This window comes from uncultured Halopseudomonas sp. (assembly GCF_963977355.1).
Lineage (GTDB): Bacteria > Pseudomonadota > Gammaproteobacteria > Pseudomonadales > Pseudomonadaceae > Halopseudomonas.
In genome coordinates this window covers 1-14,014 of sequence record NZ_CAXBOV010000032.1, presented here as the reverse complement: position 1 = coordinate 14,014, position 14,014 = coordinate 1, and the positions used below count along the sequence as shown (strand labels likewise).

The following is a 14,014-nucleotide window of genomic DNA, read 5'->3' as shown; positions in this document are numbered from 1 at the left end:
AGTGTGCCCACAAACCGTGCTGTGTGGATCTGAAATGACTGTTGATACCAATCTCGACCTGCTGGATAACGACCCTGTGTTCAATCTAAAGGGTGGCATGCTGACTGTTACGGTGATCGAAGTGATCCGGCTGGATACTGGCCGGTTTGCCCGTCAGCTTGGTGACAAGGCCAAACAGGCCCCGAACCTGTTTCGCGATACCCCGGTGGTTCTCAGCCTGGAAAAGCTCGACGCCCACATGAACGTCAGCACCCTGGCCGGATTACTGCAGATATGTCGCAACCATGGACTGCTGCCTGTAGCTCTGCGTGGCGGTGAAAACTTTAGACCCCTGGCCCAGCAAAGCGGGCTGGTGCTTATGCCTCCGGGTCGCGGTAGGGACCGCGCGGTAGATGTGCCGGCAGCCGATGACATGACGGCGCCGCAAGAGACACCGGCCAGCAAGCCTGACACGCCTGAGCCTCCATCTGTTTCTGGGCAGAACAAGATCATTACTCAGCCTATTCGCTCGGGCCAGCAGGTCTACGCACCTGGCGGGGACCTGATCGTAATGGCGCCTGTCAGCGCAGGTTCGGAGTTGCTGGCCGACGGCAATATTCACGTCTACGGACCCCTGCGCGGTCGCGCACTGGCCGGGGTGCGCGGCGATACCCAGGCACGGATTTTTTGCCAGTCCCTGGAGGCTGAAATGGTCTCCATTGCCGGGCACTACAAGGTAGCTGAAGATCTGCGCAAGGAATCTCTGTGGAAGAACGCGGTCCATGTTTGTCTGGAGGGTGACAGCTTGAAGATAGCGGCCCTATGACTGATACTGTGCAACCATCAGCAGTTGCCCGCAAACCGGAGCCTTGAGCCATCACTCGGCATCTCCCGGGCCTATCGCTAAGCGCGGTTATGGCGCATTCAAACCACTCATTTTATCGGACAGGAAGGTCACTTTGGCTAAGATTATTGTCGTCACCTCAGGCAAGGGCGGAGTTGGCAAGACCACTACCAGCGCAGCCATCGGTACCGGGCTCGCCCTGCGCGGATTCAAGACTGTTATCGTCGATTTCGACGTCGGCCTGCGTAACCTTGACCTGATCATGGGTTGCGAGCGCCGGGTGGTCTATGACTTCGTCAACCTGATCAATGGTGATTCCAATCTCAACCAGACCCTGATCAAGGACAAGCGCTGCGAAAAGTTGTTCATCCTTCCGGCTTCACAGACCCGTGACAAGGACGCGCTGACCGAAGAAGGCGTCGAGCGCGTGCTCAACGAGCTGAAAGAAACCTTCGATTACATCGTTTGTGATTCTCCTGCAGGTATCGAGAAAGGCGCACACCTGGCCATGTACTTTGCCGATGAGGCCGTGGTGGTGACAAACCCGGAAGTATCCTCCGTGCGGGACTCGGACCGTATGCTCGGCCTCCTCGCAAGCAAATCCAGGCACGCAGAAAAAGGCGAAAAGATCCGCGAACACCTGCTGCTTACCCGCTACAACCCAGCCCGCGTGGCGAACGGCGAGATGCTCTCGGTAACCGACGTGGAAGATATTCTTTCGATCCCGCTGCTGGGTGTCATTCCCGAGTCGCAGGCGGTGTTGAAAGCCTCCAACCAGGGCGTTCCGGTCATCATGGATGACACCAGCGATGCAGGCCAGGCATACAGCGACGCCGTAGCCCGCCTGCTCGGTGAGGACGTTCCGCACCGTTTCCTCGAAGCTGAAAAGAAAGGCCTTTTGCAGCGCCTGTTCGGGGGTCGGTGATGAGCATTTTTGACTACTTCAGAGACCGCAAGAAGCCAACCACCACGGCTTCCATGGCCAAGGAGCGCTTGCAGATCATCGTTGCCCACGAACGTGGCCAGCGGACTCAACCCGATTACCTCCCGCAACTGCAGCAGGAGATTATCGATGTGATCAGCAAGTACGTGAAAATTGACCGTGAACAGGTACATGTGGCGCTGGAGAATCAGGACGACTGTTCAATCCTTGAACTCAACATCACGCTACCCGAACGTCTTTGACCCCCGCAGGACGCCTCGACGAGGCGTCCCTGCTACTGCCTGGTACATCCATGCCCCTTAGCGATATCACGATTGTGCATGAGGATCCTGCCTTTCTCGTCGTGTGCAAACCCTCGATGCTGCTCTCCGTGCCTGGTCGCGCAGAGGACAACAAGGACTGTCTGATCACCCGCCTGCAAGACAACGGCTACCCCGAAGCGCGCATTGTGCACAGACTCGATTGGGAGACCTCGGGCTTGCTGGTCCTGGGTCGAAATGCCGATAGTCACCGGGAATTGTCGCGCCAGTTCCATGACCGTGAGACCGAGAAGAGGTATATCGCGCTGTGCTGGGGCCAGCCCGCCACTGAAACGGGTCAAATCAACCTGCCATTGCGCTATGATCCACCTACCAAGCCAAGGCATGTTGTCGACCACGAACTGGGGAAGCATGCGCAAACGTTCTGGCAAGTTATCGAGCGCCATCCCGAGTATTGCCGAGTGGAATTGACACCCATTACCGGTCGCTCCCACCAATTGAGGGTGCATATGCTTTCCATCGGTCATCCCTTGCTTGGCGATCAGCTTTACGCCCACGGGTCTGCGTTGGACGCATGTCCACGCCTGGCCCTGCATGCGGCCCGACTGGGCTTGAGCCACCCGGAGACGGGTGTACCCATGACATTTGATAGTCCAGCGCCGTTCTGACAGTCCGCTGCCAAGGAGTTTACGCATGACACATAGCGCTACCAACCAGCAGCTTGCCGATTTTATCCAGGCTTCACCTACACCCTTTCACGCTACCCGTAACATGGTAGAAACCCTGCTTGCGGCGGGCTTCGAACAACTGAACGAAAGAGCTGACTGGCAGCTGGAGCCCAATGGCCGGTATCTGGTAACGCGCAACGGATCCTCCCTGATTGCCTTTACCCTGGGGCAGCTGGAGAGCGGTATTCGATTGGTGGGCGCGCATACCGACAGCCCCTGTTTGCGCGTCAAACCGCAGCCTGAGCTCAACCAGCAGGGCCTGTGGCAACTCGGTGTGGAAGTCTACGGCGGGGTCCTACTGGCGCCCTGGTTCGATCGCGATCTGTCTCTGGCCGGCCGGGTGACATTCCGCACAGCTGACGGTGAGCTGCAGAGCCGTCTGGTTGATTTTCGCCGGCCCATTGCGACCATCCCCAGCCTGGCGATTCACCTCAATCGCGGGGTCAACGACAGCCTGTCGATCAATGCACAGACCGATCTGCCCCCCGTGCTGGCGCACAGCCTGGAGCCGGCGCAGGACCTGAGGGAACTACTGCGCAGTCAGCTCGAGCAGGAACACGAGAACTGCAGCCTGGAGCAGGTACTGGACTACGAACTGAGCTTCTACGATACCCAACCACCCAGCACGCTGGGCCTTCGCGGGGATTTTTTCAGCTCGGCGCGCCTGGATAATCTGCTCAGCTGTCACGCTGGCCTGACCGCGCTGACACATAGCAGCTTCGGCCAATCCTGCATGCTGGTCTGCACTGACCACGAAGAGGTCGGCTCAAGTTCAGCCTGCGGCGCGGATGGTCCCTTTCTCGAGGATGTGCTCAAGCGCGTTATCCCTGATGAAAGTGCGCGTATCCGCACGATCCAGAACTCGGTGCTGATTTCCGCGGACAACGCCCATGCGGTGCATCCCAATTTTGCCGATCGGCACGATGGCAACCATGGCCCACGTCTGAATGCGGGGCCGGTGATCAAGATCAACAGCAATCAGCGCTACGCTACCAACAGCGAGACCTCTTCGTTTTTCCGGGAGCTATGTGCCAAAGCAGCGGTGCCAGTACAGAGTTTTGTGGTACGCAGCGACATGGGCTGTGGCAGCACTATAGGACCGATCACGGCCAGCCGCCTTGGGGTACGCACCGTGGATATCGGCGTTCCGACCTTTGCCATGCACTCGATTCGAGAAATGGCCGGAAGCCGGGATACCGAATATCTGATCCGGGTTTTGACGCAGTTTTACAACGCTAACCAGCTTGTCTGAGCGCAGCCCACAAGCCGGAATACCTAGAGCAAGGCCCACCGGTTTAACCCGGCGGGCCTGAGCTTGAAGATGCCCTACTCTTTTACGAGTATGACCTTGCCTACTATCTTGTCGGCTGCAAGTTCGGCAAAGGCTTCTTCGGCCTCGTCGAAAGTGAAGGTTTTCGCGACGATGGGCTTGAGTTTACCCTCGGCGAATAGCGGCCAGAGTCGCTCCTCCATACGCGCCAGCAGACCGGCTTTATAATCGGCGTCACGCGTGCGCAACGTCGAGCCCACCAGCGTGATGCGCTTCATGAGCATTTTTGCCAGATCAAGCTTGGCATCGCGCCCTCCCATCAAGCCAATCAGTACCCAGCGAGCGTCTACACCAAGCAGATCCAGGTGATCGCTTGCATAGGTTGCCCCGACCGGGTCGAGTGCGACCTGAAAGGGACCTTCGGACTGAAGCGAAGCGATACCATCTTGTCGCAATGCACCTCCGACAGCACCCAGCGCCTTGCAGGCTTGCAGCTTTTCCTCACTGCCCAGGGTCACCCAGCAGGGATTACCAAGCGCCTTGCATAGCTGAACCGCGGCGGTGCCCACACCACTGGCACCTGCATGAATCAGAACCTTTTCTCCCGGCTGGGCCGCACCCAGCTCGAATACGTTGAGCCAGGCTGTACTGAAGACTTCAGGGATCGCAGCCGCCTCTGCCCAGTCCAGACCCTCAGGCACCGGTAGCAGATGACGACCATCAACCACTACTTCGTCGGCCATCCCGCCACCGGCCAACAGTGCACAGACACGATCGCCAACCTGCCAGCGACTCGTACCGCTTACCTCAGTCACTTCCCCTGCGCATTCCAACCCCAGGACAGGAGTCACACCGGGAGGCGGCGGATACATGCCGCCCTTCTGTAACAAATCCGCACGGTTCAGTCCGGATGCCTTTATAGCGACCCGAACCTGACCTGTCGTAAGCTCTACTGCGGGCTGTTCACGCCATTGCAGCGTACCGCCCTCGGCTTGCAATCCTCTCACAGTGCCTCCATAGTGAAATATCAGCTAATTAAAGATGGGAACCAAGATTCACCTATCGAGCCTAAACTTGCAATCGAACAATTCCCTTCCCCGGACGTGACCACTCCTGATGAAACGACCACATTTTCTGCGCACCACCTGTTTCGTTGTGCTGTTTGCCATGGGCTTTGGCGCTCTGGCGGCCGAACAGCGTGAGCCCCTCGATCTTGAAAGCCTGCAGCCTACACCTGAGCAGATGCTCGCAAGCTTGCAGACTGTAGAGCTACTGAGGCTCAGTCATTACAACAAACTGCGTCTGAACGATGAGCTATCCAGCGATATCTTTGATAGCTATGTAAAGGCACTCGACCCCCAGCGCAGCCTGTTCACCGCTGCTGACATCGCGATTTTCGAACGCTACCGTTACAGCCTGGACAATCTTCTACCCGCAGGGGATCTGAGCGTGGGCTTTGCCATTTACAAACGCCAGATGGATCGCCTCGACCAGCGTCTGGCCTATGCTCAACAGTTGCTCGACGAGGGTGTCGATACACTGGACTTTTCCACTGATCAGAACATCCTGATTGATCGCGAAGAAGCCGCCTGGTCAGCCGATGACGACGAGCTGGTTCAACTGTGGCGCAAACAGATAAAAGATGAAGTGCTGCGCATGAAGCTTGCCGGTCGTGACATGGAAGCCATCGAAGAAATGCTCGGCAAACGCTACAAGGGCCAAAGACTTCGGCTGTCACAGACTCAGAGTGAAGACATTTTTCAGGGCTACATGAATGCCTTCACGCAGGTCTACGACCCTCATACCCAGTACATGTCGCCGGAGGTCGCGGAAAACTTCGATATCAACATGAGTCTTTCTCTGCAGGGTATAGGTGCAGTACTGCAAAGCGACGATGAGTACACCAAGATCACTCGCCTGGTGCCAGCAGGCCCGGCTGCCAAGAGTCAGCAACTGGCCCCGGCCGATCGCATTATTGGAGTAGCGCAGGGCAAGGACGAAATGGTCGACGTAGTCGGCTGGCGTCTGGGTGAAGTTGTGAAGCTGATTCGAGGGCCCAAGGGCTCGGACGTGCGTCTTGAGGTCATTCCTGCCAGCAACCCACCCACTGACCTGTCGACCCGAACGGTCTCGCTGGTACGAGAGGAAATCAAACTCGAAGACCAGGCAGCGAAATCCACTGTACTCGAATTTGGCGACGGTGAGGATACGCAGCGTGTCGGCGTCATCCAGGTACCCAACTTCTATATCGACTTCAAAGCTTATAGACGCGGCGATGATGACTACACCAGCACCACACGGGATGTACGTCGTCTGCTGAGCGAGCTACAAAAGCAGGACGTCGACGGTATCGTGCTTGATTTACGTAATAATGGTGGCGGTTCGCTCCAGGAAGCTACCGAGCTTACTGGTCTGTTTATCGATAGGGGCCCCACTGTCCTGGTGCGCGACACCCAGGGAGATGTGCAAGTGCTGGACGATCCTGAGTCGGGTACCGCCTACACCGGCCCCATGGCCGTTCTGGTCAACCGCTTGTCTGCTTCAGCCTCGGAAATTTTTGCCGGTGCCATGCAGGATTATGGCCGTGCACTGGTGATCGGCGAGCCCACCTTTGGAAAGGGAACCGTACAATCGATCCAGCCACTGAATCACGGTGAACTGAAGCTGACTTTGGCCAAGTTTTATCGGGTATCAGGCCAGAGCACCCAACATCGAGGCGTGGTACCTGACATCCATTACCCTTCCCTGTTGGCAACCACCGACATAGGCGAAAGCAACCTGCCTGGTGCATTGCCCTGGGATACTATCCCACCAGCCAGATACAACGCCGATGGCCATCTGGCGCCGTTCATCAAGCAGCTGGCTTCACGTCACGAATTACGCGCTGCCATCGATCCCGAGTTTTCCTACACTCTGGCCAGACTGGATCTGAACCGCAGTATTGAGGAGCGCAAATATCTGCCTCTCAATGAGACCAAGCGCAGGGAGCAGCAGGAAGCCTTTGATGAAAGTCTGCTTCTGCTTGAGAACAAGCGGCGCGAAGCCCGCGGCGAAAAGCCTTTGACCGAACTCGAAACTGATGATCCGCTCGCCGACATTGCTCCCGCTATGGCCGGCGTCGACGAGGATGAAATGAAAGACGATGCTTTTCTGACGGAAACCGGCAAGATCCTCATTGACCTCCTTGAGCTGCAGCATCAACTGGCTCACGCTGGCTGAAATCACCAGAGTCCGGTGCTTCGAAAAACGACGTCGAAGCACCGGTCAGGGGCTCCTCTACACAACCTTTCCGTAACCTTTCTGTAACAACTCCGGCACACAATTGTCGCTTGCATGGGCACCGCATTACTTTGCGCTAGCGCCCCAACCAAGCCCCGGAGGCCCTGATGAACACGCTGGAAAAGCTACTGGACATTATTCATGGCGGCTACGTCACAGCGTTGTTTCAACCCATTGTTTCCACTGTGCAGCAACGAATCATTGGCTATGAGGCCCTCAGCCGCGGCCCTTCCAATAGCTCGCTGCATTCTCCGATGGTGCTGTTTGCTGCAGCACGGCAGCACGGCAAACTGACTGAGCTGGAGATGCTGTGCAGGCAGAAAGCCGTAGAGGGTTTCAGCCGGCAACGACTTCCTGGCAAGCTCTTTCTTAACGTCTCACCCGAAAGCCTGCTCGAACAGCAACATTATCCCGGCAGGACGTTGAAGATGCTCGAAGCGGCCGGCATGTCACCGGAACAGGTCGTTATAGAATTGACCGAACAAGCTCAAATCGATAATTTCGGACTGCTCTACAGTGCTCTGCATCACTACCGGGACATGGGTTTTTCGATTGCGCTGGATGATTTGGGTGCAGGCTACTCCAGCTTGAGAATGTGGTCAGAGCTACACCCCGAGTACGTCAAGATCGACAGACACTTTATCGACGGCATTCATATCGACCGGGTAAAGCGCGAGTTTGTAGGCTCTATTCTCGATATGGCCAAGGCCTCCCGCGCCCATGTGATAGCCGAAGGCATAGAGCTTCCAGAGGAGCTTGAGGTGCTGCAAGACATGGGCGTGGACTGGGTGCAGGGATATCTCCTGGGACGCCCGGAGGCGCACCCTCCAGCCTGTCACAAGTCGATTATTGAAAAGCTGGAATCCAGCGAGCAGCGTGTAGCAGATGAACCAGGCTTGCATAGTCTGCTGATCAAGGTAGACAGCGTGCGCCATGACGAGACTGTGAAGAACGTTCTGGCCCGTTTCCAGCAGCAGGCAAGTCTTAACAGCCTGGCAGTAGTGGACAACCAGAACAGGCCGATCGGAACGGTACATGGCCACCAACTCGCCCAGGCCATGCTGCGCCCCTACGCCATAGAGGTGCAGAACCGCAGACACATAAGCCAAGTGATGGAAACAGAATGTCTGGTGGTGGACATCCAGCAGAGTCTGCAGAGGATTAGCCGCTTACTGACCAGCCGAGCTCGCCAACGCCTAGACGAAGACTTCATTATTGTCAGTGATGGCTACTATCTGGGACTGGGTCGTGTCATTGATGTTCTAAGGCAAATAACCGAGCTGAAGATCAGACAAGCCCGACACGCCAACCCACTGACCCTTTTACCCGGCAATGTGCCAATTCACGAATGCCTCGGCCGCTTGCTCGCCAACAAGCAGGAAGCGCATCTGTGTTATGTAGATCTGGACAGCTTCAAGCCCTTCAATGATATCTACGGGTACGGCAAGGGCGATGAAGTATTGCTGGGGCTTGCACAGGTACTGCGAGATATCTGTGATCCACGCTGCGACTTTGTCGGACACATCGGTGGCGACGACTTCATGCTGGTGCTGCGAAGTGCCGACTGGCAGGACCGGTTATACCTTCTCGACCAACGCTTCCAGAGCCTTTCTCGCCACTTCTATCGCCCTGAGCATCTGGCCGACGGTGGATTTGGCGCCCCGGACCGTGAGGGACTTTGGCGAAAGCACGATCTGCTGAGTATCTCCGTCGGAGTGCTGCACCTGCCTGCCAATAACCACAGCGTGACCGATCCGGCGGAGCTCGCTGAAAGGGCCTCCCATGCCAAACACGAAGCAAAGAAATCAAGGGGCTTCAGTCTGGTTTGCAGAGAGTTGGGCGAAGAACCGAGTACGTCATCTGTTGTCGTCGCTCTCTGAGTGGCACCGCAGCAAATTGCAACCTACGAAGGTCTGCGGCCCCGAGCAGCATTGGCACATGCTCGAGCATAATCGCCTCGACGCCTCCGTACGGCAAAGGAACAAAGGCAAAGGTGCGGTTGAATCCTGAATCCTCTGGTATGGGAGAATCGCGGAACCGATTTAATGGTCGATTTTGGACTGATCGCACAAGACTGGAGTTACCCACAAGTTCTGTGGATAAGTCTGTTAACAACTACTGGGAAACCTTCGGCATCCCCGCAGTGCTGGGGCTGATCATAAACTGAATGTTTTTTGACCAAAGACATAAAACCTTTAAAATCAGATAGTTATGCACAAAGAGGAAATTCAGCACGATCTTGAAATTAGAGGCTTGAGTGTTACCGAGGAATGTGCATAAGAGTAACACTCAGTACCCCGAGAACGGTTGAATGCCGTCACACGGGGCTTGCGGGAGTGTTACGGGCGAACCCGTGAGCGCTACTCTCCGTCAGTTGGCTCTTCAGATTGCTCGTCGGACTGGATGCCAAGCAATTCCATTTCAAAAACCAGGATAGAGTTCGGCGGGATCACCGGACTAGGGCTGGCTTCACCGTAGGCCAGTTCGCTAGGAATGGTTACCTTGAACTTATCGCCCACATTCATCAATTGCAGAATCTCCACCCAACCGGGGATAACTCCACTGACGGGCAGATCGACGGGCTCACCACGGCTAACAGAGCTATCGAAGACAGTACCGTCGAGCAAGCGGCCTTCATAATGCACGGTGACAACGTCGTCTGGGCCTGGAGTGGCTTCGCCATCGCCTTCCTCAAGAATCTGGTACTGAAGACCTGAGTCGGTGGTTACCACACCCTCGACTTGGGCGTTCTCTGCCAGAAAATCCACATTAGCCTGAGCGGCTTCCTCACCCAGGCTCGCAGCGCGCTCCTGCGCACGGGTCTGCAGGGCCTCAAAGGCAGCTGTCAGGTCTTCGTCCGCTACCCGCGACTCCTCACCAGCCAGGGCATCTTTCATGCCCAGAGCCAGAGCCTCAGGATCGATATCATCCAGGCCATCGTTCATCAGACTCTCGCCCATGTTCAAACCGATGCCATATGAGGCCTGTTGAATCGGATCGGATAGTTCAGGCTCCTTCTCACACCCAGCCAGGGCAAAGATACTCAATGCAATACTGGCTGCCAGCAGATTTCGCTTCATGCTCACCTCAAATAGACGCGCCCAGACGGGCAGGGTTAAAAATCCGAGCTTAACAGGGCTATCGGTGCCAAGCTACCCACACCATATGGGGGGCGGGTTGCGTACTTCAGACCGGTAGCATTGACGAGCCGGAGTTTGTTTACCAACGTAACCATCCTATCCCGCGAATCTAATCGGAGGAAACAGCAGATGAGCAACGACCATGAGGGTTCAACAGCAGAGCATCAGCCGGTGACAATGCGCCTGGATCTCAAACTCAGTGAGAAAGCACGCCCTCTTTTCGAGCAGGCAGCGCAATTCGCCCACGCCAAGGGTTTATGGGTCTCCATGAGTTCGAGCATCAATGAAAACGCTGTTGCCGAGCTGATTCTCAGCGCACGCTTTCCAAGTGATGAAGCGCCCAGCATTTACCGTTTGATTGGCGATGAGGCCCGACAGAAAGTCATTCATGAAATGGAGTTTGGCCGAGACCAGACTAAAGAGAGCCAGGAAACACAGCCTACTGCCCTGAATGACATGGTTATCGACACCCAACTGGAACATTTCTTCAGCAAGGCTTTCGATCTACATCTGGATTATCTGACAGAGAAACAGCATCCGCCTGGTTTCTGGTGATTTTGCAGGCATTAGCAAGATAACTTTCCCTCTCGGCCCCCGCTAAGCTCAATTGTAATTAATCCGTTCTCCAGTGAGCGAAGTGGGGCGTCGGTCACACCAAAAGGAGAATAAGGCGTAAAGGAAGAAGCGGATCAAGGTTGAATAATTTCTTCAAGGCTCCCTCGATCTCATGGAATCTCCGACGACCTTCGATCGGACAATTACAATCGTTTAGGGTCAGCGCAATGCAATATCTTGACTGGGTCCAATGGCCTGCCATGTTAGTAACCATCGCAGCGGCATGGCTGGTCGGATCCGGTGTAAAGCACCGACGCGAAATAGGCTTCTGGGTATTTCTGACCAGCAACGTTCTGTGGGTGATATGGGGTGTGTACGCCCAAGCTTGGGCTCTGATATTCCTGCAAGTTGCTCTGGCAGGAATGAATTTTCGTGGCATGGTCAAAAACTGGAACTGACGCCCCGTCTTTGGAATCCGTCATGAGCAGTATTATTGTTTTGATTGAACACGCTTTACCCGTTCGTCGGGCGCCGGGAATTTTGTCACGCGCATAGAGTCAGTTACTTCATGTTACGGATGGAGTTTTATAATGACTGACCCTAATCCCAACCTGGATCATCCAGGTGGTGGCGAGAGCTCGGAACAGTTCGAGCATGAACCCTGTATGAGCGATTACAATTTCAAGACCTCTACCGAGACCAGGCCCAATGGCGATCTGGTATTGATTGTCGAATCACCCCGCTTCGGTATCTTCAGGCGAGCTGTGCCCAAGGACCTGCAGAACCCCGAGGAGTTCGTCCATAGGGTCAAGCTGGACCTGTTGATTCAAAATGGAGAACTGCCACGTGGCGAAATTTTACGGGCAGCCCAGAAGGACAGGATCCCCACTTACACTCTCGGCAAACTCCACAGAACGCGCTATGCCAGCCTCTGGGAGAATCGCAAGATCGAAAAGGGAAAGTCAGAGAACTAGCAGAACTGCAACTACGGACTTCCTGTCTCTCTGGTAGCGGTTTGTATCCAACAGCAAGATCACCGGATTTGTGTTACACCCCTGCCATCTTGATGCCTGGCGACCTGTACTATCTGACCAGGGACCATTGATCAGTACCGCAAAGCGCTCGAATACCAGCTCAACAGTACAGCGCAACTGCTGACGGGCGAGGTTCTAGCGCGGAGTGAATTGAAGATATTCAAAACGCCATAACCCAGCTGGCTTATATACATCTTGTTGCATCTCCAGACAGGTCATTGGAACTTACGCCAAAATCTCAGATCTATGAATATGAGTTTGATGAAATATCAGAACTGATACACCCAGGTTAAAGACCGAACAGATAAGGTGAATTGTATGAAATTTCAAAATATCCTCTATACCACTGCGCTCTCTATCGCTATTGCCGCCGGCTCTGGAGCGGCTTTTGCTGCAGATCACAGCGCAGCAGAACACGAGATGGAGAAAGACACTAGCATGAACAACAACGATGTTGAGTCCATGCGCGAGGAAGCCTCAGACGAGGTTTTGCCAAATGATTCCAACCGTGCAGTCCCAGGTGCGCCCAATGCAGGAAAAAATCCTGACATTGATCCGGTTGCAGGCGAAACCGACTTCGTAGATTAAGCATTACATATTCTGCTATCGGCCTATCGGCGTGTTCGCTTGGCGCCGACTAGTAACGAGCAGAACTTTAAGCGCATTTCTTCCGCGCCACCTGGAGTTTCCTTTTTATTCTTTTAAAGGCGACTACACACTTTTCATCAGGAAAAGATTGCCCGGAAGGTTTGCTCTGGCAATTTTATAAAAGGGTCTATATATGAAATATTCAAACATCATCGGTACTACCGCTATTACTCTCGCCTTGGGCGTTGCAGCTCCGTTTGCCGTTGCAGAGATGCACGGCGATCATGACAAGGACATGAAGCACGATGCCATGTCGGAGCACCATGATGAGAAAAAGGCTATGAACTCCACTCCTGATGCAAACGAGTTGGGTGATCGCAGCGACACAAGCATGGGCATTGAGGCCCGTCCAGGCTCTGACGGCACCGACCGTGACGTTCCCGGCGAGCCTGAAGTAGGTTTGGATGCGGAAAATGAGCCCGGCTACTAAAGCGCTGGTTCCATGATAAAGGGGTAGCCACTGGCTACCCCTTTTTTTTAGATCAGGGTTCCACGGACGCGTGACGAACCCCAGCTTTGACAATTGAAGCCTGAAGAGAGGCAAATATGAAAAAGACCCTTAACATTGTGACCACACTAGCTGTCCTGATCAGCATGAGCGCCATGCCAGTGATTGCAGATGACGAGGTGACTGGCGCAGGCATGGGCGAGACCACTCGCACCACTGGACCTACAGGCACTCCAGGGACCACTGGAGAAGGAGGGAGCGCGAGCCGCGAAGGATTGGTTACCGAGCCCAATTATCCCAAGGGGATCAGCGCAGTCAGTTTTGTGGAGGAGGCAACCGAGAAAAACCACGCGATCATCGATGCTGCAGAATTAGCACTGGCTGAGACCAACACGGACGCAAACCCTGAGGTTCGCCAATTCGCTCAAAAGTTGGTAGAAACCCACAAGCAACTCAATCGTGAGTTGGCCGAACTTGCCGAGGCCCAACAGATTGAGATGTCCGACTCCGCCACGCTGGTCGATCGGGCTCAATCGATAGTTTTAAGCGTTAAGGACGATGGTTCCTTTCTTGAGGCATTTGCCAATAATCAGGTGGCAGATCATCAGGAACTACTGGATTTGTTTGAGCGCGCTGCAGCCACCGAGCTGGGAAAAATAACTCAGTACGCAAAGAACACCCTGCCGATCCTTGAAAAACACCTGGAGAAGGCTCGCACTCTGGACGCTGAAATTCAAAATAAAAGCGAGTAATAGCTGAATAGCGGACACAAAAAAAGCGACCTAGGTCGCTTTTTTTGTTTCTGGAAGCCGAAACTTCCAGCTTGCAATATGGCGCAGTGGACGGGACTCGAACCCGCGACCCCCGGCGTGACAGGCCGGTATTC

15 protein-coding genes are annotated in these 14,014 nt (G+C 55.0%); 13 read left to right on the top strand and 2 right to left on the bottom strand.

Annotated features, from left to right (window positions below; translation table 11 throughout):
* Positions 1-34: 34 nt before the first annotated feature.
* From minC to AAC076_RS15460, 5 genes are all read left to right on the top strand, one after another.
* Complete coding sequence (gene minC / locus AAC076_RS15480) at positions 35-805, top strand: septum site-determining protein MinC (RefSeq protein ID WP_339847383.1); 771 nt, start codon at positions 35-37, stop codon at positions 803-805.
* A 133-nt stretch (positions 806-938) separates the two neighbouring features.
* Entirely contained in the window at positions 939-1,748 is an 810-nt protein-coding gene (gene minD, locus AAC076_RS15475) for a septum site-determining protein MinD (RefSeq protein WP_339847380.1), read from the top strand.
* Positions 1,748-2,008, top strand: a complete 261-nt coding sequence (gene minE, locus AAC076_RS15470; protein ID WP_339847378.1) for a cell division topological specificity factor MinE — start codon at positions 1,748-1,750, stop codon at positions 2,006-2,008. The genes minD and minE overlap by 1 nt, the downstream gene beginning before the upstream one ends.
* Before the next feature lie 50 nt (positions 2,009-2,058).
* Positions 2,059-2,694 (top strand): RluA family pseudouridine synthase, encoded by a 636-nt coding sequence (locus AAC076_RS15465; protein ID WP_339847376.1) that lies wholly within the window; start codon positions 2,059-2,061, stop codon positions 2,692-2,694.
* Between the two features lie 25 nt (positions 2,695-2,719).
* A complete protein-coding gene (locus AAC076_RS15460) occupies positions 2,720-4,006 on the top strand; it encodes a M18 family aminopeptidase (RefSeq protein WP_339847373.1) in 1,287 nt (428 codons plus the stop codon).
* A 74-nt stretch (positions 4,007-4,080) separates the two neighbouring features.
* Here the strand turns inward: AAC076_RS15460 and AAC076_RS15455 are convergent, their stop codons facing one another.
* Positions 4,081-5,022 (bottom strand): NAD(P)H-quinone oxidoreductase, encoded by a 942-nt coding sequence (locus AAC076_RS15455; protein WP_339847416.1) that lies wholly within the window; start codon positions 5,020-5,022, stop codon positions 4,081-4,083.
* 118 nt (positions 5,023-5,140) lie between these two features.
* Here AAC076_RS15455 and AAC076_RS15450 point away from each other — a divergent pair, with 118 nt between their 5' ends.
* Both AAC076_RS15450 and AAC076_RS15445 read left to right on the top strand, forming a co-directional pair.
* Complete coding sequence (locus tag AAC076_RS15450) at positions 5,141-7,243, top strand: carboxy terminal-processing peptidase (RefSeq protein ID WP_339847370.1); 2,103 nt, start codon at positions 5,141-5,143, stop codon at positions 7,241-7,243.
* A 167-nt stretch (positions 7,244-7,410) separates the two neighbouring features.
* A complete protein-coding gene (locus AAC076_RS15445; RefSeq protein ID WP_339847368.1) occupies positions 7,411-9,183 on the top strand; it encodes an EAL domain-containing protein in 1,773 nt (590 codons plus the stop codon).
* Positions 9,184-9,663: 480 nt separating this feature from the next.
* Here AAC076_RS15445 and AAC076_RS15440 read toward each other — a convergent pair whose 3' ends face one another.
* On the bottom strand, positions 9,664-10,383 hold the full coding sequence (locus tag AAC076_RS15440) for an FKBP-type peptidyl-prolyl cis-trans isomerase (protein WP_339847365.1): 720 nt from the start codon (positions 10,381-10,383) through the stop codon (positions 9,664-9,666).
* A gap of 189 nt (positions 10,384-10,572) precedes the next feature.
* Between AAC076_RS15440 and AAC076_RS15435 the strand changes: the two genes are divergently transcribed.
* The 6 genes from AAC076_RS15435 to AAC076_RS15410 all read left to right on the top strand — a co-directional run bounded on the left by AAC076_RS15435 (position 10,573) and on the right by AAC076_RS15410 (position 13,880).
* The gene (locus tag AAC076_RS15435; protein ID WP_339847362.1) at positions 10,573-10,998 is read left to right on the top strand and encodes a hypothetical protein; all 426 of its coding nucleotides are present in this window, start codon (positions 10,573-10,575) and stop codon (positions 10,996-10,998) included.
* A 227-nt stretch (positions 10,999-11,225) separates the two neighbouring features.
* Positions 11,226-11,456, top strand: a complete 231-nt coding sequence (locus AAC076_RS15430; protein ID WP_339847361.1) for a hypothetical protein — start codon at positions 11,226-11,228, stop codon at positions 11,454-11,456.
* A 132-nt stretch (positions 11,457-11,588) separates the two neighbouring features.
* A complete protein-coding gene (locus tag AAC076_RS15425; protein WP_339847359.1) occupies positions 11,589-11,972 on the top strand; it encodes a hypothetical protein in 384 nt (127 codons plus the stop codon).
* Positions 11,973-12,350: 378 nt separating this feature from the next.
* Complete coding sequence (locus AAC076_RS15420) at positions 12,351-12,620, top strand: hypothetical protein (protein ID WP_339847357.1); 270 nt, start codon at positions 12,351-12,353, stop codon at positions 12,618-12,620.
* 193 nt (positions 12,621-12,813) lie between these two features.
* Positions 12,814-13,110, top strand: coding sequence for a hypothetical protein (locus AAC076_RS15415; protein WP_339847355.1), 297 nt, complete (start codon positions 12,814-12,816; stop codon positions 13,108-13,110).
* Positions 13,111-13,226: 116 nt separating this feature from the next.
* Positions 13,227-13,880 (top strand): DUF4142 domain-containing protein, encoded by a 654-nt coding sequence (locus tag AAC076_RS15410; protein WP_339847352.1) that lies wholly within the window; start codon positions 13,227-13,229, stop codon positions 13,878-13,880.
* The last annotated feature ends 134 nt before the right edge of the window (positions 13,881-14,014 follow it).

What these genes read in the sequence shown, in the direction of transcription:
- minC (WP_339847383.1), top strand. Translation starts at nt 35, where the DNA reads ATGACTGTTGATACCAATCTCGACCTGCTGGATAACGACCCTGTGTTC.
- minE (WP_339847378.1), top strand. Translation starts at nt 1,748, where the DNA reads ATGAGCATTTTTGACTACTTCAGAGACCGCAAGAAGCCAACCACCACG.
- AAC076_RS15465 (WP_339847376.1), top strand. Translation starts at nt 2,059, where the DNA reads ATGCCCCTTAGCGATATCACGATTGTGCATGAGGATCCTGCCTTTCTC.
- AAC076_RS15460 (WP_339847373.1), top strand. Translation starts at nt 2,720, where the DNA reads ATGACACATAGCGCTACCAACCAGCAGCTTGCCGATTTTATCCAGGCT.
- AAC076_RS15450 (WP_339847370.1), top strand. Translation starts at nt 5,141, where the DNA reads ATGAAACGACCACATTTTCTGCGCACCACCTGTTTCGTTGTGCTGTTT.
- AAC076_RS15445 (WP_339847368.1), top strand. Translation starts at nt 7,411, where the DNA reads ATGAACACGCTGGAAAAGCTACTGGACATTATTCATGGCGGCTACGTC.
- AAC076_RS15440 (WP_339847365.1), bottom strand. Translation starts at nt 10,383, where the DNA reads ATGAAGCGAAATCTGCTGGCAGCCAGTATTGCATTGAGTATCTTTGCC.
- AAC076_RS15435 (WP_339847362.1), top strand. Translation starts at nt 10,573, where the DNA reads ATGAGCAACGACCATGAGGGTTCAACAGCAGAGCATCAGCCGGTGACA.
- AAC076_RS15430 (WP_339847361.1), top strand. Translation starts at nt 11,226, where the DNA reads ATGCAATATCTTGACTGGGTCCAATGGCCTGCCATGTTAGTAACCATC.
- AAC076_RS15425 (WP_339847359.1), top strand. Translation starts at nt 11,589, where the DNA reads ATGACTGACCCTAATCCCAACCTGGATCATCCAGGTGGTGGCGAGAGC.
- AAC076_RS15420 (WP_339847357.1), top strand. Translation starts at nt 12,351, where the DNA reads ATGAAATTTCAAAATATCCTCTATACCACTGCGCTCTCTATCGCTATT.
- AAC076_RS15415 (WP_339847355.1), top strand. Translation starts at nt 12,814, where the DNA reads ATGAAATATTCAAACATCATCGGTACTACCGCTATTACTCTCGCCTTG.
- AAC076_RS15410 (WP_339847352.1), top strand. Translation starts at nt 13,227, where the DNA reads ATGAAAAAGACCCTTAACATTGTGACCACACTAGCTGTCCTGATCAGC.